Source organism: Algoriphagus sp. A40, from assembly GCF_002002735.1.
Lineage (GTDB): Bacteria > Bacteroidota > Bacteroidia > Cytophagales > Cyclobacteriaceae > Algoriphagus.
Genome location: NZ_MUNY01000059.1, coordinates 176,991 through 198,589 on the forward strand (window position 1 = coordinate 176,991; position 21,599 = coordinate 198,589).

14 protein-coding genes are annotated in these 21,599 nt (G+C 45.9%); 6 read left to right on the top strand and 8 right to left on the bottom strand.

Annotation, left to right across the window (positions count from 1 at the left end):
- Positions 1-278 precede the first annotated feature (278 nt).
- A complete protein-coding gene (locus tag B0E43_RS14300) occupies positions 279-1,736 on the top strand; it encodes a TIR domain-containing protein (RefSeq protein WP_077350869.1) in 1,458 nt (485 codons plus the stop codon).
- A gap of 127 nt (positions 1,737-1,863) precedes the next feature.
- Here B0E43_RS14300 and B0E43_RS14305 read toward each other — a convergent pair whose 3' ends face one another.
- From B0E43_RS14305 to B0E43_RS14335, 6 genes are all read right to left on the bottom strand, one after another.
- Positions 1,864-5,034 carry an efflux RND transporter permease subunit gene (locus tag B0E43_RS14305; RefSeq protein WP_077350871.1) on the bottom strand — a complete coding sequence of 1,057 codons (3,171 nt, stop codon included), beginning with the start codon at positions 5,032-5,034 and terminating at the stop codon, positions 1,864-1,866.
- Between the two features lie 38 nt (positions 5,035-5,072).
- On the bottom strand, positions 5,073-6,176 hold the full coding sequence (locus tag B0E43_RS14310) for an efflux RND transporter periplasmic adaptor subunit (RefSeq protein WP_077350873.1): 1,104 nt from the start codon (positions 6,174-6,176) through the stop codon (positions 5,073-5,075).
- A 1-nt stretch (position 6,177) separates the two neighbouring features.
- Positions 6,178-7,515, bottom strand: a complete 1,338-nt coding sequence (locus B0E43_RS14315) for a TolC family protein (protein WP_077350875.1) — start codon at positions 7,513-7,515, stop codon at positions 6,178-6,180.
- A gap of 26 nt (positions 7,516-7,541) precedes the next feature.
- Complete coding sequence (locus B0E43_RS14320) at positions 7,542-8,120, bottom strand: TetR/AcrR family transcriptional regulator (protein WP_077350877.1); 579 nt, start codon at positions 8,118-8,120, stop codon at positions 7,542-7,544.
- Positions 8,121-8,407: 287 nt separating this feature from the next.
- Positions 8,408-9,571, bottom strand: coding sequence for a PepSY domain-containing protein (locus B0E43_RS14330; RefSeq protein ID WP_077350881.1), 1,164 nt, complete (start codon positions 9,569-9,571; stop codon positions 8,408-8,410).
- A complete protein-coding gene (locus tag B0E43_RS14335; RefSeq protein WP_077350883.1) occupies positions 9,571-11,952 on the bottom strand; it encodes a TonB-dependent receptor in 2,382 nt (793 codons plus the stop codon). Before B0E43_RS14335 ends, B0E43_RS14330 begins: the two co-directional genes overlap by 1 nt.
- 206 nt (positions 11,953-12,158) lie before the next feature.
- On the opposite strand from B0E43_RS14335, the gene B0E43_RS14340 reads away from it, so the two are divergent.
- From B0E43_RS14340 to B0E43_RS14360, 5 genes are all read left to right on the top strand, one after another.
- Positions 12,159-13,331, top strand: coding sequence for an exo-alpha-sialidase (locus B0E43_RS14340; RefSeq protein WP_077350885.1), 1,173 nt, complete (start codon positions 12,159-12,161; stop codon positions 13,329-13,331).
- A gap of 228 nt (positions 13,332-13,559) precedes the next feature.
- Positions 13,560-15,014: a PhoPQ-activated pathogenicity-related family protein gene (locus B0E43_RS14345; protein WP_077350887.1), complete on the top strand. Its 1,455-nt coding sequence runs from the start codon at positions 13,560-13,562 to the stop codon at positions 15,012-15,014.
- Between the two features lie 201 nt (positions 15,015-15,215).
- Positions 15,216-16,223 (top strand): exo-alpha-sialidase, encoded by a 1,008-nt coding sequence (locus tag B0E43_RS14350; RefSeq protein WP_077351075.1) that lies wholly within the window; start codon positions 15,216-15,218, stop codon positions 16,221-16,223.
- Between the two features lie 22 nt (positions 16,224-16,245).
- On the top strand, positions 16,246-17,184 hold the full coding sequence (locus tag B0E43_RS14355; protein ID WP_077350889.1) for a dihydrodipicolinate synthase family protein: 939 nt from the start codon (positions 16,246-16,248) through the stop codon (positions 17,182-17,184).
- 102 nt (positions 17,185-17,286) lie between these two features.
- Positions 17,287-18,789 carry a sodium:solute symporter gene (locus B0E43_RS14360; protein ID WP_077350891.1) on the top strand — a complete coding sequence of 501 codons (1,503 nt, stop codon included), beginning with the start codon at positions 17,287-17,289 and terminating at the stop codon, positions 18,787-18,789.
- Between the two features lie 370 nt (positions 18,790-19,159).
- Here B0E43_RS14360 and B0E43_RS14365 read toward each other — a convergent pair whose 3' ends face one another.
- Together B0E43_RS14365 and B0E43_RS14370 are read right to left on the bottom strand one after the other, a co-directional pair.
- On the bottom strand, positions 19,160-19,726 hold the full coding sequence (locus B0E43_RS14365; RefSeq protein ID WP_139352774.1) for a hypothetical protein: 567 nt from the start codon (positions 19,724-19,726) through the stop codon (positions 19,160-19,162).
- Between the two features lie 272 nt (positions 19,727-19,998).
- Positions 19,999-21,423 carry a carbohydrate porin gene (locus tag B0E43_RS14370; protein WP_077350895.1) on the bottom strand — a complete coding sequence of 475 codons (1,425 nt, stop codon included), beginning with the start codon at positions 21,421-21,423 and terminating at the stop codon, positions 19,999-20,001.
- Positions 21,424-21,599 lie beyond the last annotated feature (176 nt).

Below are 21,599 nucleotides of genomic sequence, written 5' to 3' on the forward strand. Positions count from 1 at the left end.
ACAGGTTTTCGGAACCGGTTAGGTTTCATTTCAACCCACGGCCGCCGTGAGTGTAGCCACTCACGGTTTTCTACTTCCAGCGTGTGAGGACACTCGCTTGGGCGGCAAAAAAATCACAGCGAAATTAGTTTTCAAGCTTGCGAAAATCTCCGAATTGATTAATTTGAGGCACGCAACAGAAAATTCAAATCCTCGCCCAAAAACGGATATACTACAATCCGAGGGCTGGCACACTTAAACTAACTTTGCGAGTTGCGACCCACTTTACTGACAAAAATATGACAATAAAAAATCTTGAAGACGTATTTGTAACAGAGGGTGTTCCACTTTACACATTTGTAAAACCTCCCAACTATAACGAAATATTGCTTGATATACGTAAAGTAGGTAAGCCCGTTATTATTGAGGGGCAATCCGGAACAGGAAAAACAACTACGGTAAAGAAAATCCTTGAACAACTTACAGAAAGTTCAGAAATCATCTATTTGTCTGCCAGAAAGGCTGTTGATGTAGAACAAATAGTAAAAATTGCAAACAATTCGTTAGGAGGCTTCTATGTAATTGACGATTTCCATAGGTTGTCTTCCGAATTACAAGAAAAACTTGCTGACATCGCAAAGATTGCCGCGGAAGAAGGCCATGATTCTAAATTTCCAAAACTGATACTAATTGGGATAAACCAGATTGGTTCTGAATTAATTCAACTGGTTCCTGATATAGCCAAACGATTTGGAATTCATAAGATTGAGTCGGGAACAGCCGATGTTATTAAGAATTTGGTTGATAGCGGGTGTATTCAACTAAACATATCAATCACTAATTTGGATGAGATTTTTAAAGAATCAAAAGGTGACTATTGGTTGACGCAAATTTTATGTCAATCCATTTGTGCCATTCATGATGTAACGGAAACACAGTCTGAAAAAAGTCAAATCCAATACATTATTGAAGATACGCGTTTGAAAGTGGTTGGAAAACTAGAAGCTTCGTATCATATCCCTGTAAAAGATTTTTGCAGAGGAAAACGCTTTAGAAAATCCAACGACCCATATTTCAAACTCTTACGGCTGATTGGCAAACAAAATTCTTCTATAGTCGACTTGAATAAACTCGCTAATCAATATGAAGATGTTAAGGGTTCAATAAACAATATCAAGGAACGTCGCCTAGATATTTTACTGGAATCTAAGGAATCTTTATCGAGATACTTTTACTACAACAGTGACACAAAGAATTTCGCAATTGAAGACCCGGCACTGTTTTACTACATTAAACACCTAAACTGGGATAAGTTAAGAGATGATTGTGGTTTTAACGATGGCGAAAGAAATTATGAATTTGAAGTAGCTATATCTTTTGCCGGCGAAAACCGTGAACTAGCAAGAAAATTTACTGAAAAGCTCGAAATTTTTGATGTCAGCGTATTTTTTGATGAATTATACGAATCCAATCTTTTAGGTAAAGCTTTAACAAAACAATTTACTAGAATCTTTAATGATGAAAGTAAATTCGTGTTATGCTTATTAGACGCCCATCATCATGACAAAATCTGGCCTACATTCGAGCGAGAGACGTTTCGTGTAAGAGTTCAAGAAGAGGCAATAATCCCCGCTTATTTGGATGAGACAAAATTTCTCGGGATCCCGGAAGATTTGTACGGGTTTGACTTAAAACATGAATTTTCTGAAAATGATATTGACAACGCTGTGATCAAGCTAGTTGAAAGGATTAGCTAAAAAACCAAAGCCTTCCTTTCCCGACGAATCGTACGGTACTTGGGAGTATTTCCGGAAAAACTAAAAATCAGAAATAAAAAAAGCTGCCCTGGAGTGGGGCAGCTTTTTGCTTTATCAATCAGCGAGCTTAATGCTCCGAAAAATGACTCAAATCGGCATTTTCTTCCAAACGCTCCAGTTCTTTTTTGCCATAAGCAATCTTGGTAATCACCACATACAGTACCGGGACGAAGAAAATAGCCAGGAACGTCGCTGCGAGCATCCCTCCGATTACCGTCCAGCCGATCGTCTGTCTTGCCACTGCACCTGCACCGTTGGAAAGTGCCAATGGAACTACCCCAAGGATAAATGCCAGCGAAGTCATGATAATCGGACGGAGGCGAAGTTTCACTGCATTTAAGGTCGCCTGAATAAGCGGCATGCCTTTGTCCACCCGCTCTTTGGCAAACTCCACAATCAAAATGGCGTTTTTGGCAGCCAAACCGATCAGGGTAATCAGACCGATCTGGGCATAGACGTTATTATCAAGTTTTGGAAGAAATGTCAAGGCCAAAATGGCCCCGAATGCTCCCAAAGGAAGTGACAGCAGGACAGAAAACGGTACAGACCAACTTTCATAGAGTGCCGCCAACAAGAGCGAAACCAGAATAATCGCCAGTGAGAAGATCAGGATCGTGCTGCTGCCCGCAGCCATCTCTTCGCGGCTCAGGCCGGAGAAATCGTAGCTATAGCCGTCAGGAAGCACCTCAGCGGCCACTTCCTGCAGGGCAGTGATCGCCTGTCCGGAGCTGAATCCAGGGGCGGCGTTACCGTTGACCTCAGCCGAGCGGAAGAGGTTGTAGTGGGAGATTACCGGAGCACTTTCCACCACTTTGTAGTTGACCAAGGCACTGAGCGGCACAGCTTCGCCCTGTCGGTTGAGGACGTAGAACTTCTGCAGATCTTCGATACTGCTTCGGAAGGTCGTATCTGCCTGAGTTACCACGCGGAAGTTTCGGCCATACTTGGTGAAATCATTTACATAACTCGAGCCCATCATACTGGACATCGTGCTAAACACATCCGTCATCGATACGCCGAGCTTTTTGATTTTTTCACGGTCCACTTCTACATGGTAGCCGGGGGTCTTTGCCGTAAAGAAGCTGTAGGCCATCGCGATTTCAGGACGGGCATTGGCAGCCTGAAGGAATTGTCCGAGCACGCCTTCCAACTCTTTCACATCTCCCCCGGCACGCTGCTCCACCATAAAGCTAAATCCGCCTGTCTGTCCCAGACCTGGAATTGCAGGCGGCGGTACTACGACGATATTCGCTCCTTTGATCGCCGTAAACTTCTGGTTGAGGGCTCCAATGATCCCAAAGAGCTGAAGAGAAGGATCTTTTCGGGTCTCCCAAGGATGCATCTGCACAAAGAAAGTAGCGGAATTGGGTTTGAAAGAGAAGTTGATCGCATTCAATCCGCCGATACCGGTTACGTTATTGATGCCTTCGGTACTGCGGATCAGCTGGTTCATTTCAGCCATGATTTCGCGTGTTCGCGAGCTGGAAGCGCCTTCGGGAAGTTCAACAGACACGAATAGTCTTCCCTCGTCTTCAGTCGGCAAGAAGCCGGTTGGTTTGGCTTGGAACAGGCCAAATGTCCCCGCAAAGATGCAGACCAGGATCACCAGCACCAGAGGAGCCTTTTTGATCCAAGATCTTACCCCGTTGGAATAGGAAGCGGTCACCCGCTCAAACCAATTGTTGAATCGGTAGAAAAACTTGTTCAAGCCTTTGCCTTCTGGGGTGACTTCTGAAGGTCTCAGCAAGAGGCTACAGAGCGCTGGAGTCAAAGTCAAAGCGACAAAGGCCGAGATCAATACCGAAATCGCAATGGTGATCGCAAACTGCTGGTACATTCTGCCCACAATCCCGGGAATAAAACCAACGGGAATAAACACAGCCGCCAGGATCAACGCAATCGCGATAACCGGAGCGGTGATGTCTTTCATTGCCCTTCTGGTGGCCTCTTGGGCAGAAAGTTTGAAGCGGTCGATGTAATGCTGCGCCGCTTCCACTACCACAATAGCATCATCCACCACAATCCCGATCGCCAGCACAAAGCCAAACATGGTCAGCGTATTGATGGTAAAGCCGAGCGGAATAAAGAAGATAAACGTCCCGATAATCGAAACTGGAATCGCTAGGATCGGAACCAGTGTCGCTCTCCAGCTTTGTAGGAAAAGAAATACCACGACAATCACCAAAAGCAAGGCTTCGCCGAATGTCTTGAGCACTTCGTTGATGGAAACCTCCACCACGGACACAGATTCGAATGGCACTACATAGTCCATGTCTGCCGGAAAAGCGGCCTTCAGCTCGTCAAGAGCATTGTACACGCCTTCGGCAGTCTCCAGCGCATTACTTCCGGGAGCCTGGTACACGAGGAGAATCGCAGCGTCCTGGCCGTTGACAGTAGAGTATCTTCCGTAGTCAAACTGCCCCAATTCCACCCGGGCGATATCCCTGAGATAGACCAATGAGCCATCTTCCGGATTGGTGCGGACGATGATGTTTTCAAACTCCTCCTGCTCGACCAAGCGGCCATTGACCGTGATCGGGTATTCAAATGCCTGTGATGTAAACTGTGGCATACCGCCCACGGTTCCTGCAGCTACTTGGAGATTTTGCTCCTGAATCGCAGCATTGACCTGAGCCGTGGAGATGCCGTATTGGGCCATTTTATCCGGACGGAGCCACACCCGCATGGAGAAATCCTGCCCAATGGCATTGATATCTCCTACCCCTTGTACCCGTGCCAAGGCATCCTTGATAAAGATGTTGGTGTAATTGGAGAGAAACTTGGGGTCGTGGCTACCTTTTGGGGAATAGATACTGATCACCATCATGATGCTCGGGTTTCTTTTCCTCACGGTCAAACCCAGCCTGCGGACAGCTTCCGGCACAACCGGCTCCGCAATACTGACCCGGTTTTGTACATCCAGGGTCGCAATGTCGATGTCCGTGCCCACGTCAAAGGTCACGTTCATCTGCATCTGTCCGGTACTGGTGTTGTTGGAGCTGATGTAAGACATCCCCGGTGTACCATTGACCTGGGTTTCGATGGGCGTCGCTACCGTCTGCTCCACCGTCTGGGCATCCGCTCCGGAATAGATCGCTGACACCGAAACCACGGGAGGCGTGATATTGGGATATTGGGTCACCGGCAGGTTAAAGGCAGCCAGTGCGCCAACCAAGACGATCACGATGGAAATCACCATCGCCATCACCGGGCGTTTTATGAATATTTCTGATATCATCTCTTACGATTCTTGATTTGAAAAAAAATGAACGCGACCTATTGCACTTGGACTTTTGAACCCTGCCGAATCTTCTGAAGTCCGTCCACCACAATGGTCTGGCCTGGCTGGAGTCCTTCTCGCACGGCCACTTCAGTTCCGAAAACAGTTCCCAGCTTCAACGTTTGCTGGGTCAAGGTGCTATCCTGGCCGACCACATACACAAAATACTCGCCCATCTGCTCAGTCACCGCTTTGTATGGAATCACCAGTTGGTCTCCATGGTCAGCATTAATCACCTGCAGCACGCCGGTCATTCCCGGCACAAGCATTCTGTCAGGATTGGGAAATTCAACCCGGACATTGATCGTACCGGTTTGTCGTCCTACAGCCCGATCCACTGTGGCCAATTTTCCGGGATAAGGATACTGGCTTCCATCGCTAAGCTTCAGCGTAAACAGGGAATCCGGCACATCTGGGGCATTGACCAGCTTGTAATAGCGGGGAATCTCTTTTTCGTTGATCACGAAGTCCACCTGCATTGGGTCCGTGGAAGACAGGGTGTTGAGCAAAGGCTGGCCCGGTGAGACCTGTGTCCCCAATCTCACCTGCGAGATGCCGATCCTGCCGTCAAAGGGCGCGGAAATTTGGGAATAACCCAGATCCGTCTCAGCAGCTGAGACTTGTGCTTTACTTGCCTGGACCTGAGCTTCAGCAGCCAGGAGTTCGGCTTTGGCATTGTCCAAAACCTGCTTGGCAATGGCTTCATTTTGATCCAGTCGTTCGTATCGCTCCACATCCTTCTGGATTCTGGCCAGGTTGGCATTGGCCGAAGCCAAAGAAGCCGCCGCCTGATTCCTAGCTGCCAAATATTTGCTTTGGTCGATTTGATAAAGTTTTTGGCCTTTTTTGACCTGCTGCCCATCCTGCACAAAAATATGCGTGATGTAGCCACTGACCTGCGGACGGAGTTCGATCTCGTTGAGTGCGACGACCGTGGTCGGATAAGTGTCCAGTCCTTTGACGGATTTACTGGCCACTTTGTACACTGAAACTGCCGCAGGTGCTGGTGGTGGCGGTCCTTGGGTTTGCTTTCCGCAGCCATAGACTACCATCCCGATTGCCGCAAAGAATAAGATGCTTGGATTAAAATATTTTTTCATGTTAGAATGAGGATTCGATGGAAGATGGATTGATCAGTCCCATAGCGCGCTGGAGTTCCAGCTTGCTGGACAGGACACTGTAGAGGGCGTTGTAGTTGTTGATCTGGGCGGCGCGGAGCTCGGACTCGGCTACAACCAGGTCCACATAGGCTTTGACCCCTTCGTCGTATTGAAGCTTGATGGTATTATAGACTTCCTCAGCCAAGTCAAGATTATCCTGAAGTGCCTGCCATGCGAAGTAATTGGCATTGTAGTCTGCCAAGGCGGACTCGTAATCTGTATTGAGCTGCTTTTCGAAGTCGGTCAGGGAAACTCTGGATTTTTCCTGTCTCAGCTTGGCCAGTCTTACCTCATCGGAGCGTTTGCCTCCCTGGAAAATCGGGAGGGATGCTGTCAGGCCCAAAGCCGAGGTGGGAAAAGACTCGTTCAGAAGACCGGAGAAGTTCTGGTTGAAAAACAGGAAGTTGTAGTTGTAGTAACCCTTCACTGTGGGGATATAAGCCCACTTGGAATAGCTGGTCTCCAATTCAGACAAGGAATAGCGGGTCCGGGCAAGCTGGTAGTCCACTCTGTTTTCAAGGATGAAGTCCGGTGCGAAATCCAATTCTGCCCTGCCTGCCATCTCTCCATACTCATAGTGAAGTGTCAGTTCTCGATCCAGAGGATAACCGCTCACCTGCTTGAGGTAGGAGTATTTGGCTTCCAATGAAGTCACCAGACGGTTTCGCTGGCTCTGGATGTTTGCCAGACCAATGCTGGCTCTTTGGTAGTCGGTTTTGTCCACAAGTCCGGCCTCGAAGCGGGCACGGGCATCCTTGTATTGTTTCTCTTGGCGGACGATATTTTCGTCAAAAACCTTGATCTGCTCAATGGTCAGCAGCAGGTCATAAAAAGCGCGGGCTACCGTGATCACCGCATCGATCTTTTGGGTTTCCATGGTTTGACTCAGTTGGTCTCTCACAAGACTGGAGCCTTTGGAAACCAGGAATACGTCCCGGTTGAAAATCGTCTGGTCAACGGTAAAGTTGAGGTTACCCGAGTAGGGCTGGCCAAAAGTGATCACCTGGTCACCGATCGGTTGCTGTCGCAGCTTCAGGTTGTTGGTCAATTCGGAATTAGCCGACACTTGGGGCAACCAGGCAGAAAGGCTGGACTTGATCTGTCGGTCGCCAATCTCTGCATCGAGCTCGGAAACCTGGATCATTGGACTGTTGAGCAGGGCAAACTTGACCATCTCCTCAACGGTGAATCGTGTACTGTCTTCGGGGACTTCCTGGGCTTTCAATCCCGCCACTGAAGTCAGCCAAAAAACACATAGTAAAAAACGTCTTTGTCGCATTAAAATATAATTGGTTTAAAAGGTTCCTATTGAAATTTGATTCCGTCCCAAACCATTTGGGGAATCAGGTGGAGATCCTGGGATGCTGAGGCAGTTTTGGTTTTAAAATAAGTCCGGAATCTGATCAGTGAAATGATACTCCCCATGACCATAATCGAGAGAATCCGGGGATTGAGCGGTCTCAGAATTCCAGATTCCACACCTTCCTTGAAAAAGCCCAGGGTCCACTCTCCCCAGGGATCATTCTCAAGTTGAATCGCATCGGTATTGTAAGGGCTGCTTGAAAATTGATCCAGAAAGCTCTGAAATGCCGGTCTTTCCTGATAAAGTGAAGTCAGGTTATTCCAAAAATCAAAAAACCGCTCCTCAAAGTTCTTTTTGGGATCATCTTTTCTGCTTATTTCTTTCAACACCTCGGATTTCACATAGCGGTAAAGCTCCAAAATCAGTTCGTCCTTACTTTCGAAGTAAGTGTAAACGGAGCCTGCAGCGACTGAAGCATGTTTTGCTACCTGACTGATGGGGCAGCCGTGAAAGCCTTTATCTCTGATAAGCTCCAAGGCGCTTTCAAGAATCTGGGATTTTTTACCTGTTGTTTGATCCATACATTTAGACTGAATGAACGTTCAATCACAGCCTGTTGGTTAAAGTTCCCGGAGTCAGGATATATTCCTGATTTTTCTTCGAATGGTAAAATTCAGGGTCAAAACAAGAAGAGCTGTCAAAAAACAATCATGAATTATGGGTATTCATCCACAGACTTGAAAAAGACCTGGCAGGTTTTGAAAACCTGCCAGGTCTAACCAAAAGCAAACTATTTGACAGGGTTTTTAAGAATAAAAAAACCGGAAGAATAGAACCTCCGGTTTTATGGAATAAACTCAAAACTAACTCAAGCTTTTTCAAGAGCCATTTTCTTGGACAAGGACAAGCGGCTTTTCTTTTCTTTATTTCTCCTTCCCCACCAGATCATAAATCCTGTAACAGGCAAAGAGGCAATGATGGCACTCAGGAAAAAAGCCAAGACCTTTCCTGCCAATCCACCAATTGCACCTACGTGGATATCGTAATTCATGCGATTCAGTTTGTCTCCAAAAGTCGCCTCGTGAAATCTCCCCCAAACATGGTCGACCGGAAGTTCCTCCAAAGTATATTGGTCAAAATACCGGTAATCCATTTTCCAATAAGTTCCGGCATCCGGGTTGGCATTGGCGGCGATTGAGCCGTGTTCATATTCGGGAGGGTGAACTTCAATCCAGTCCGCATTGGGGTATTCAGCATTCATTTTCATCCAAACCCGATCCAATGCCGGAATTTCTTCCGGTGAAATCCGGGTAGAATCCGAAGCCGGGGCATAATATTCCACAAATTGCTTTCCGCTATTTGTCAGAGCATACAAGCCATCCCTAAACCAAATAAATCCCCAAACCAGTCCTGTCACGGCAAAAACAAAGGCGAAAATCATCACATAAAAACCCAATACCTGATGCAAATCGTAATTTTTCCTCCTCCATCTCCCACTCCACTTGACGGTCAGACTTTGACGAAGATTTTTCTTCTTTTTGGGCCACCAAAGAATAAGACCTGAAATCACCATCACCAAAAAAATCAGGGTAATTGATGCCACAACAGGCTGTCCGATTTCCGGAGGAAGCCAGAGGTAAAAATGCCCGTCCAAAACCAATCTGAAAAAATCAGCATACTCATCTTTCAATTTCAAAACCTCCCCGGAATAAGGATTGATGTAGGCCGTTTGGAAATGGTCATTACCCTCCCCATAGCTGAAAAATATGGCTTGGGCCGAACGCTCGGCTGTGGGATAAAGTACTGCATGGAGGTGTCCCTCCGGAAATGCATCCTGAGCGATGGCACTGATCTGACTAGGTGGTAAAACCGGTGAATTCTGTGGCTCGACGAACAGAAAAGAATAGGTTAAATCTTTGATTTCAGTCTGAAAAGCATAGATGCATCCGGTGACGGCCACTATAAACACCACAAGCCCGGACGAAAGTCCGAGCCAAAGGTGAATTTTACCGATCCATTTTTTGAGGTTCATCAAAATCTGTAATTAAGGCTCAGGGAAACGTTTCTAAGGTTTTGAGGAGTCACTGTGGACCAACCGGAATAGAATTTTTGATCAGTCAAGTTGTTGATTTTTAATGCCAAAAGGTATTGAGCTCCTGCGTAAGAAAGGGATGCGTTAAACACCTGATATGCCGGCAGTGCAAAAGTTCCGGTGACCGCACGGTTAAGAGTTAGGTATTCGCTGGCCGTATTTCCGCCAAAACCGAGTCCAAATCCTCTGAGACTTCCCTGGGAAACTGTATAGCTTGTCCAGAAATTAAACAGGTTTTCCGGTCCTGCATCCTCGGGACGAAGGCCCAAATAGCCGTTTTCAGGATTGTCTTCGGTGACCTCAGCTTCATTTTTGGAAAAGCCCGCAACCAAGTTCCATCCTACCACCGGTGTGGCAATTACGCTCAACTCAAATCCCTTGCTGACGACCTCTCCACCCTGGATGGAATTATTGACATTGTTGGGGTCTGTCATCACTCTGTTGCTCACTGTAATGTTGTAATAGCTGGCTGTCAGAGAGACTTTCTCCTGATACAAGTTGGTTTTCACTCCAAATTCATACTGGTTGGCGTGCTCGGGATCAAAAGCCTGCATTCTTGGATTGGAGCCATCGATGTCCGCTACCTGTGCAGGAGCCACGTTTACAAATCCGTTCATGTAGTTGCCAAAAACAGAAACCTTGTCCTTGATTGGTTGATACACAAAGCCAAATTTTGGTGAAACAGCCGTTTGACTTTTTACTTCATCCTCAGACCAATAGGCCGTCTGCCCACTGAATCGGTCAATCCTTACACTGGCCATCACAGAAAACTGAGGCAAAACCTGGATTACATCCGAAAAATAAGCACTCAGGATTTCATTTTTGGCAGTGGAATTTCCTTCGAAAGAACCCTTTAACAAATCATCAACTCCTGCTTGGGTCAAATCTCCTGTATCCTTTCCATCTTCAAGAGATACAATTCCATTACCTACCCAGCCGGTACTGCTGTTAAGAATATTGGACTGAAAATAGTCGACGCCTACAACCAATTTGTTTTCCATAGAACCCAAATCAAACTGGCCAATGAAGTTTTGCTGTACGTCCGTGGTCAAAGTCTGCCCGTTTCGATCGGAAATGAATCTCAGGAATTCATTGCCATTGGTTTGATCCCAGAGGTAGTGGTAGTATCCGTCAGTTTTGGTGGAACTTCTGGAAACCACTGTCTGTGAAGTCCAGGTGTTGGAAAGTTTGTAAAAGGCCTGAGCTTGGAGTGAATAGCTGGAATTGTGCATGATCAGCTCATTTCCTGTGAAGGAACGATCATAATTTTTCTCAAATAAGTCGATGGAATTGAAAGAAATCGGAGCATATCTACTGAGAAAAATCATCGGTGCATTCACAGATTCCGCATCCAAAAACTCGGTATTGATCAAAAAGGTCAATCGCCCACTTGCTTCCAGTTTGAAAGACGGAGCGATAAAAAATGACTTTCTTTGTCCTGCATCCTGAAAGGTATTTTGCGATTGGTAGGCGGTATTTACCCGCATGGAAACTTCCTCTGTCAGTGGAACATTGATATCTCCGGTTAGTCTGTTGAGGCCATAGCTTCCGGTGATGAATCCCAGCTCACCTTTGAAAGTATCGATAGGCTTTTTGGTCGTGATGTTGATCAGTCCACCATAAGAAATCATCGGGCTGCCAAAAAGTGTCCCGGATGGACCCTTGATCACATCGACAGTTTCGACATTGGAGGGGTCAAGACTCCCGTTATTGACACTTGGAAGTCCATTGACCATGGACGGCTGCACTGCAAATCCCCTCATTGCATAGAATTCAGCCCCATCGCCTCCACGTCCGGTTGATTCCCAAAGTCGTGTGACACCCGTTGCGTTTTTCAAGGCATCGTTCATATTGGTCACAACCTGCTCTTTGAGTAGTTTGGAAGAAATCGAGTTGTAAACCTGAGGATTCTCCAGATCCTTCAAGGGAAGTTTTGCTACGGTAAATGCACTGTCAGAGTAAAACCTGTTCGATGCCTGATCCGATACGATCACTTCAGAAAGTTCGGTAGAGCTTTCTGTCAGTGAAAAATCCAGAGTCAATATTTCACCTGCTGCAAGACTAACCGACTTTTCCTGCTTGCCTGCTCCGATGAAAGAGGCAAAAATGGTATAAGTGCCTGGCTGGATATTTTTGATTTCAAAATTGCCCAAACGATCTGTAGTGGATCCTTTGGAAATCCCTTTGATTCCAACATTGACGAATTCGAGTGGCTGGTCATCAGAGGTGGTCACCCTCCCTTTGATCAGTGCGTTTTGTCCTGTAACGACAAGGATATTCAGGAAAAAAATCCCGGAAAGAAGTAATAATTTAAGATTCATGTGGCTTAGAATTTTCAGTCCACAAACCTATTAATTAGATTAATTCCAAACAAGCTATTTGTAATCAATCTAAATAAAAAAATTTAATGACTTGATTCAATGCAGGAATTGATACACAAAAATCCAGATTGGATATTCAGAAAATCTGTCAAGTAAAAGGTGTTTCGCTTTCCTTGCACTAGTTTAACCGATCTAACAAGCTACCCATGAACCAAGCCCATCTGATTTTCGCATTTTTCCTGGCCTTTTTTCACATCCAATTTGCCTCAGCACAGGAAACGATCGTTTTCAAAGGAGGTAAGGAAGGCCATGCGATCTACCGAATCCCGGCAATTATCGATCTGCCAAACGGCGAACTTCTTGCCTTTGCCGAAGGCCGGGTCAACGGAAGTGATGACTTTGGCAATGTGAATCTGGTCATGAAAAGAAGCTCAGATCAGGGACTTTCCTGGTCCGGAATCCAGACTTTGCTGGACTTTGATTCTCTCCAAGCGGGGAATCCAGCACCTGTGGTGGATCTTTTTGACCCAAATCACCCCCAAGGCGTAGTTTATCTTTTCTACAACACAGGAAACAATCACGAATACGATATCAGGATGAACCGGGGCGTGCGGGAAGTCTGGGTGATGAAGTCCTTTGACTTTGGAAAAAGTTGGGAAAAACCAGAAAACATTACGCTGCAAGTTCACAAACCCAACAACCCGAACTTTAATCCAGCATACAAAAATCCGGCAGATTGGCGGCACTACGCAAATACTCCAGGTCATGCATTCCAGTTTAAAAACGGGAAGTTCAAAGGTCGGATTTACGTAGCAGCCAATCATTCGGTCGGAAATCCACAGGAAAACTTTGCGGAGTACCAGGCTCATGGCTTTTTCACCGACGATCACGGGAAAAGTTTTCAGGTGTCGGAGTCGGTCAAAATCCCCGGATCCAATGAATCCATTGCTGCCGAACTTTCATCCGATCGGATGATTATGAGCATCAGAAATCAAAAAGGAGATACCCGAAGCAGGATTCTGGCCTATTCCTCAGACGGCGGCCAAAGCTGGGACGAAGCTTATTTTGAGGAGAATTTGCCGGATCCGGTCTGCCAAGGATCGATTTTGGATCTTGGAGAAAAAGATGGAAAGACAATTTTGGCCCATTCCAACAATGCCAATGAAACCGAAAGAAACCAGCTCACTGTCAAAATCAGCTTTGATGAGGGAAAAACCTGGGAGCTGACGATTCCTATTGATTACACTGGAAACTCATCCAAACTTCCCTGGACTGCCTATTCTGATCTGGTCAAACTCGGGCAAAACTCCTTGGGGATAATTTATGAAAGGGATAATTATCAGGAAATCATCTTTAAGCAAATTGTCTGGGAACATTAAAAACCAATCTGGCAATTGGGGAATTTTGAAGAACCCAAAACTCACTTCCATTTTCTCACCTCTTTGCCAAAAGATTTGAACTCTTCAACTCCACCTCTCGAATTGTTGCATCTTAAATTTTAGATCCTGCTTCTTGTTTCTTGCGTCTCGAATCTTGATTCTTCTAAGTTTTTGTCGGGAAAAAGAATTCTGCTTACATTTTAAAAACTTAAGCAAACCCAACCCTCTATGAACAAAAAAACCTTTCTCCCCTTTCTGAATTGGGGAGCCCTGATCTTGAGTACGATTATTTTATTTTCCTGTCAAAAACCTGCCGAGGCTCCGGTTGAAACAGAAGTCCGATCTGCCACCCTTCTCAAGGACTATGTTCACGCACCGGACTCCACATTCCGATACGAAATCGTCCATACAGTACCAGGAGAAAAAGCTGATTATCTGGTATTGAAAATGTATTCCCAGCATTGGCTTACTTCAGACATTGTGGACAAAACCGAATGGTGGCATTGGGTATCTATGGTGGTTCCGAAAGACACTCCTTTCCAGACAGGAATGCTTTGGATCAGTGGCGGCAGTACCAATTCCAAAATGCCGGAGGAACCGGATCCTCTAATCTTGGCGGCTTCCACACAAACAAATTCAATCGTTGCCAAGATTCACAATGTCCCTTTTCAGCCGATTACCTTTGCCAATGACACCTTTGGAGAGCGATATGAGGACGAGATCATTTCATACGGATGGAGAAAATTCCTCGAGGGCGGAGCCAAAGACGAAGATGCCATTTGGCTGGCTCGATTGCCGATGACCAAAGCTGCAAAGCTGGCCATGGACGCTGTCACAGCTGTGGTAAAAGACAAATACAACAAAGATCTGAACAGCTTTGTAGTAGGTGGAGCATCCAAAAGAGGCTGGACTACTTGGACGACCGCTGCTGTGGACGACCGGGTGGTAGCCATCATTCCAGTGGTGATCGACCTGCTTAATTTAGTGCCTTCATTTGAGCATCACTGGAAAAATTATGGTTTTTGGGCCCCTGCGGTTCAAGATTATGAAAGAGAAGGGGTGATGAATTGGGTAGGTACGCCGGAGTTTGACCGAATGATGGAAATCACCGAGCCTTATTCTTTCCGAAAAGATTACGACATGCCGAAGCTTTTGATCAATGCAGCCGGAGATGAATTTTTTCAACCTGACAGCTGGAAGTTTTACTATGACAGCTTACCGGGTGAAAAACACGTGATGTATGTACCAAATTTTGGACATGATGTAGGAGAATCTGACGCGATGCCAAATCTGATTTCCTTCTATGGATCAATTTTGAACAATACTTCCCGACCAAAATATGAATGGAAAATCGAAGGCGATAAGATCATGGTAAAAACAGATCCGAACCAAAAGCCTGTTTCAGTCAAACTGTGGTCGGCCTATAATCCACTGGCCCGAGACTTCCGAATTGACGTATTTGGTCCGGGATGGACTTCTGAGGAAATTGCCTTGCCGGAAAATGGGGAATTTGAGGTTGAGATGAAGACTCCGGAAGAAGGATTCCGGGGATATTTTGTGGAACTGACCTATGCAGGAGAAACTCCATTGAAAGTGACAACCGGAATAGATGTCCTACCTCGAAAATATCCATTTGAGCCTTTTGTGCCACATAAACCAGCCGTGGCTGTTGGCAGCAAATAAGCTGTTTAATTGACAGGTGGGAAATAAAAATCCCACCTGTTTTTTTTGACCAAAAAAATTCATCAAAAAAGCCAATCGGAGATCTCTCCCGATTCTAAATTTCCACTATCAACTTATCAGGTCACAGCCGGACAGTTTTTTAAACTAGTCCGGCTTTTTTGTCAGGTTGAATCCTACCCTTTCATTCTAAACTCCAAAAACATGAATTCCCTTTCCATCTTTTTACCACTCCTTGGACTTCTTTCTTTTCCTCAAAACCAAGAAAAAGTAGAACCGAAAATCCTTTCCTCCGGCTTTATCTATGAAACTGCACCATTTCCCCAGTGTCACGCCTCCACCCTCCTTGAGACTCCCTCTGGAATAATGGCTTCATGGTTTGGCGGAACTCGAGAAAAGCACCCGGATGTGAGCATCTACACCTCTGTACTAAGTAACGGTACATGGTCTGTTCCTCAAATGGTAGCGGACGGAGTAGAAAACGAAACCTTCCGAAATCCGACCTGGAATCCGGTCTTACACCAATTGGAGGATGGTAAGATTGTCCTGTTCTACAAAGAGGGGCCAAATCCACGGGAATGGTGGGGGCTCTATAAAGTTTCGGAAGACGGCGGAAAAACCTGGTCCAAGGATATTCAAATTCCAGCAGGTTTTTTGGGCCCCGTCAAAAATAAATCCATCGTCCTACCCGATGGCAGACTGCTGCATCCCAGCAGTTTTGAGATCAACCGGGTCTGGACCAGCCATGTCGAGATCACTGATCCCGAACTCAAAACCTGGAAAAAATCAGAAATTGATGGAGCTGGCTTTGGCGCCATCCAGCCGACTACTCTCATTCATCCCAATGGAAAACTCCAGCTGCTCTTCCGAACCCAACAGGGTGAAATCGCAACTTCCTGGTCCTCAGACAGCGGAAACACCTGGACCAAAATGGTGTCAACGGGATTGGTAAACAACAATTCAGGTATCGATGCAGTCACACTAAAAAGCGGATATCACCTGCTTGTTTGCAATCCGTTAAAAAAAGGAAGAAACAAGATTAGTCTTTTTGGATCAGCTGATGGTATTACCTGGGAAGAACTCCTGGTTTTGGAGGATGAAAGTACGGGTGAATTCAGCTATCCAGCCATTATACAGGCAAAAGATGGCACGGTTCACATCAGCTATACATTCAACAGGACCAAGGTGAAATATCTTCATCTAAAAGTCTAATTTCTGTACAAACATCAACCCTATGAACCCTAGTCAAGCATTTCAGGGCATTTTCCCTCCCATGATTACCCCTTTGAATCCTGATTTTTCGCTGGATGTGGCTCACGCCGAAAAGCTCATCGAACATCTCATCGAAGGCGGAGTTCATGGCATATTTATCATCGGAACTACCGGTGAGTCAGCGAGCATCAGCTTAGATGTCAAAAGTGACCTGATCCGCCTGGTTTGTAAAAAAGTAAACGGCAGAGTGCCTGTACTGGTAGGTATCACCGAATGCTCCTTTGTTCAAAACCTTGATCTTGCCGCTATCGCCTATGAATCAGGAGCCGCTGCATTGGTAGCTGCACCTCCGTTTTATATCAATATCGATCAAGACGAGTTGGTGAATTATTACCAAAAACTTGCCGATGCGGTTCAATTGCCCCTTTTCCTTTATGATATGCCTTCTCACACCAAAGTCAACATTTCGGTGGAATCGGCTGTCAAGCTTTCAGTTCATCCCAATATCATCGGTTTGAAGGACAGTTCTGGAAATAAGGACAACTTCCGGTCCCTTTGTGCAGCATTCAAAGACAACCAAGACTTCAGACTGTTCATAGGTCCTGAAGAAATGTTGGCTGAAACCCTGGAAATGGGTGGTCACGGCGGAGTTTGCGGTGGAGCCAACTTATTCCCCAAACTCTATGTAGGCCTTTATGATGCATTTCAAAAGCAGGATAAGGAAAAAGTCAAGTTACTGTGTGAAACCATCATGTTCCTCAGCGAAAACATCTACTCCAACGGCACCTACAAATCCAGCTACCTGAGAGGGCTCAAAGCATCCCTTTCTTTTGAGGGTCTTTGTCAGGATGTTTTGGCACTTCCGCTTTACTCTTATTCTGAGGCCGAAAAAGCTGCACTTCACGAAAGATTCCTGATGGTCAAAGACAAGGTTGAACAAACCATTTTGATTGCCATTTAAAAAAAAAGGCAGGGGGCAGGTTTCAACCAGTTCACCTAACCAAATTTGCTCCTTTGCCTTTATTCCTTTTATTGCCTTTACAAACTCAATATTTCAGACTTCATGCCTGTTCTCGACTTAGCCATTTTCCTTTTCTACATGGTTGCCATTGTTGGTTTTGGAGTTTCCTTTTCCTTCCGCAAAAGATCTTCCTCAGATTATACTACAGGAGGAGGCAGACTACCGGCTTGGGCCATCGGAATGTCCATCTTTGCCACGTTTGTGAGTAGCATCAGCTTTCTCGCTTATCCGGGTAATGCTTACATGACCAATTGGAACGGGTTTGTATTCAGCCTTTCGATCCCCTTGGCAGGCTGGGTTGCAGTGAAATATTTTGTCCCGCTATTTAGAAGCCTAAAAAGTGAGTCAGCTTATTTCTATTTGGAGCAGCGATTTGGGCCTTGGGCGCGAGTCTATGCATCCATTTGTTATTTGCTTACCCAATTGGCAAGAATGGGCGCGATTCTGTATTTGCTGGCACTTCCGATGAATACCCTTTTGGGAATGAGTATTCCTGCCATCATTGTGATTACAGGTATCAGCGTGGTGATCTATTCCATGTGGGGTGGAATCGAAGCTGTAATCTGGACAGATGCAGTACAGGGAATTATTCTGATTGGCGGGGCTTTAGCATGTGTTTTTGTGATTTTCTTCGAAATTCCGGGTGGGGCATCTGAGGTTTTCAGAATCGCCAATGAATCGGACAAGTTCAGCTTTGGAAGCTACGACCTGGACTTCACGACCTCGACTTTCTGGATGATTTTGGTTTATGGGCTTTTCATCAATCTTCAGAATTTCGGAATCGACCAGAGTTATGTGCAGCGCTATCTGACTGCCAAAACAGAGAAGGAAGCCAAAAAGTCCACCTGGTTGGGAAGCTTGCTTTTCGTGCCGGTTTCTTTGGTCTTTTTCTTTATCGGAACTGCCTTGTTTGCATTTTACCAAGCCCAGCCGGATTTGCTTCCTGCAGGGACACCGGGTGATAAAGTGTTCCCCTATTTTATCGTAAACCAGCTTCCAGTCGGCTTTACCGGGCTTTTGATTGCCTCCATTTTTGCTGCGGGTATGAGCACCATTTCCACCAGTATCAACAGTTCGGCAACTGTCATTCTATCTGACCACTTCAGAAAATACATCCACAAAGACCCATCTGACAAGCTTTCCCTTCGTGTCCTGCGTGGAAGTGCCTTGGGTATGGGATTGCTTAGCATCGTGGTAGGATTGGCGTTTAACGGTGTCACCAGTGCACTGGATGCATGGTGGGCGCTTTCTTCCATTTTCAGCGGGGGAATCCTGGGACTTTTCCTTTTGGGATTGCTTTCCAAAGCCAAAAACCCACAGGCTGTCACTGCGGTAATCTTGGGAGTTTTAGTCATCGGATGGATGAGCCTATCAACAGTTTTGATCCAAAACGGCCTTCCGGAAACCCTGGCCAATCCGCTTCATACCAATATGGCGATTGTAATGGGAACCCTGACGATATTTATCGTAGGCTTCTTGCTGACTTGGATGAGAAAAAAAGGCCAACCCGAAAAGAAAACTGAGGCATCTGTCCTGCAGGGATGATCGAAGATTAAAGCCTAATAAAAAGGGTAGATATCGGAAGAAGATTTCTCTCCCCCGATTCAAATTCATCAAAGAACTCCCATTGCCGAATGTCAAAAACTCAAGCGTATCTGAGGAAGTGACCTCACCCAAATCCCCGCGAGATCTGTTGAGGGTTCCGGATCATTTTTATCTATGCAACCAATCACGTCAAAAAGGAGAATTGCTTTGAGTCTGCGATTCATTGATCTGAAATAGCGAATTGAAAATAATTTCAATCACCACGAAACCTTCGATGAGGGGGAACAAAACAACTGACTGACGCGAATCCTTTACTATTGGGTAAAGTAAGACCTTGCGCCAGTCAGGTATTAAGTTTTATCAAATATTCTTAAAATATTCCACAATCTGGGGCTTCATATAGATCAACCACAGCCAATTGACATGTAGGATTAGCTGAGAAGCTAGCGGAAACATCCACACCTACACCTGTCGGAGGCAAGCCAAATACATTAACTGTTTGAGGAGAGTTACCAATTGGGAACGAGGTAATTACGCCATCTATTGAAACGTCCAGTGTGCCTGCCGGTGGTGCGTTTTCATAAGTGATACGAAGTTGCAAATCGTAGGTCGGAAGAGGATCTGTACACGTAGCGTTAAGAAGTTCAAAACTAATAATACTACAAGCATCTTCGCAGTTATTGGCACCAGGATTAACGCCTGGATTTGTGTCATCACAATCTACCTCGCTACAGGAATTGTCAATATCGAAATATCCATCATTATCTTTATCAACTGCATCTCCATGCGCCTGGTGCACAGGCACAGCGTGGAAGTCAATCAAAATAATTTTACCCTTGTGGCAGATCTTTACTTTATGATCTTTTTCGCAGCTTGATAAGAATAGCATAGAACACAATGCAAGAAGGGATAGGCGGGTTAGAAATAGAGTTCTCATAGTTTTGATGGTTTATGGTTGAAGATTAAACTATAGACTATTTTCTTCGGGTAAAAAGTACTCATCAACTGAGGAGGAAGAATCAATGTATTGATCCAACCCCGAGTGATATTCTAAGTTACCGGATTCTCGCGTTATTTCAAACTCACAGAAACCTGATATTGAGGAAGTTGTGTTAATTTATTCGTTATCCTAGAGCCTTGCAAATAAAAAATTTGCCGTCGTCCCCAGTAGAGCGTACAATCGCTTCGGGTTAGAATTCTTTTACTACACTAAAAAATCCACCACTCCGCCTTAACGCCCATGTAATAGCCCCATCGCTCAGGGCCAACGAATTGCAGATAGGGACTGTAGAGGCTTTCGCTCGCATTTTCGTTGTAACGTGCCAAACTGAAAACAAAGCGGAGATGTGGCCGTGCCCAAACACTCCGTTCGCCGGAGGTGGACAAGGTGGGAGCAAGGGACAATTTCCCCATTGCATTCACGGGCTGGTCTCCATCTTGGCGCTGAGAGTAATGCAACTCCGACAACAGGTGAAAATTGTCGCTGATGTACCAGGTGCCCCGCCCGCCGATGGTAAAATCTTCCTTTCGGTTGAACACTTCTTTTCCAAAGAAAGTCTCCGCCTGATCATTGGATGCGGCAGCCCCTTTGCTTTGATTGTAGATCACATAGCCGTTGAGCGAAAAGTGAGGAGATATATTCATCAGAAAATGCTCTACAAGTGACCAGCTGTAGGCGTTGCGAAAGCTTTGATCCACCAGGTCCGGCGCTCCGAAAGTTAGCCAGGTACGGGACACACCACCATCCCCGCCGTTGGCGATTCCACGCCCATAGCGTAGGCTCAGGTCATTAAAGGATCCGCTCAAAAATTTCGGCAGATTGCGATTCAATCTGGCTCCCAGCACATATCCGTTGTCTCCGGGATAAGCCAGATCGGGAAGTGTGTCGGTATTGTCGGGATTTCCCATCCTGTGAAACTCGCCAAGAAAGGTGAGTTTAGAATTTTCAGAAAGTGCCAAATCATGCTCCACAATCATTACGGTCCGTTGGCGAAGTGCCAAGGCAGGTGTTCCTGTTTTGATGTTCAGGTAGAAATAGGGTGGCACAGTGGAAGAGGTGTCGGTTGAGGCGACGAATAAGGCTGAAAACCGGGTTCTATTTTTCCACTCAATCCCAAAGCCTTGCCCGGAATGATCGTTGAAATAAAAGTGATCTGCAATATGGACATCTGCTCCCCGGTACAACCGACTGCCCACCCATAAGTTGATCAGGTCTTTCTTTCCAACTCCGTTCACCTCCACATAGAGTTCGGGGATAGCGAGCGTTAGTCCTCCGGTACTTGTCGTTGTACTGTTGCCAAAAAGCGATAGGCTGTTTGACCAGACGGCAAAACGAGTATTGACCGTCACATTCATACTGTCGCCTTTCACCAGAGGAGAAAAGTCTATCCCCGTAGCCAGCTCGAGGTAGTCCTGCTCTTCCATCCTTCCGCCAATGCTACCCATGTTGTTGAGATTCAGTCGGCGGCCAATGGAGCCTTCATTGACAAATGACCAGTCTGCACCAACTCTGCCATAGGAACCGATATAGAAGTTTTTATAGGTTGCCTTTTGATAAGCGATTTGCGCTTCGCAAATCGAACTCAGCATCGGAAAAGTCAGGAGTGACAGGCAAAAAACTAAATGTCGATTCATTTTGGGTTGGAGTAGGACTAAAAATAGTTGATCTGGAGGAAAGACTCAACTGGAACTCCGCGATGAGTACCGAAAGTCGAATAAATCGGACATTAAAAAAAGAAGCATTGAACGCCGGTATCTGCGATTCAATCGGTCCAGCGCTTCCGGTAGTATGGGTTCAGCTAACCCTCTAT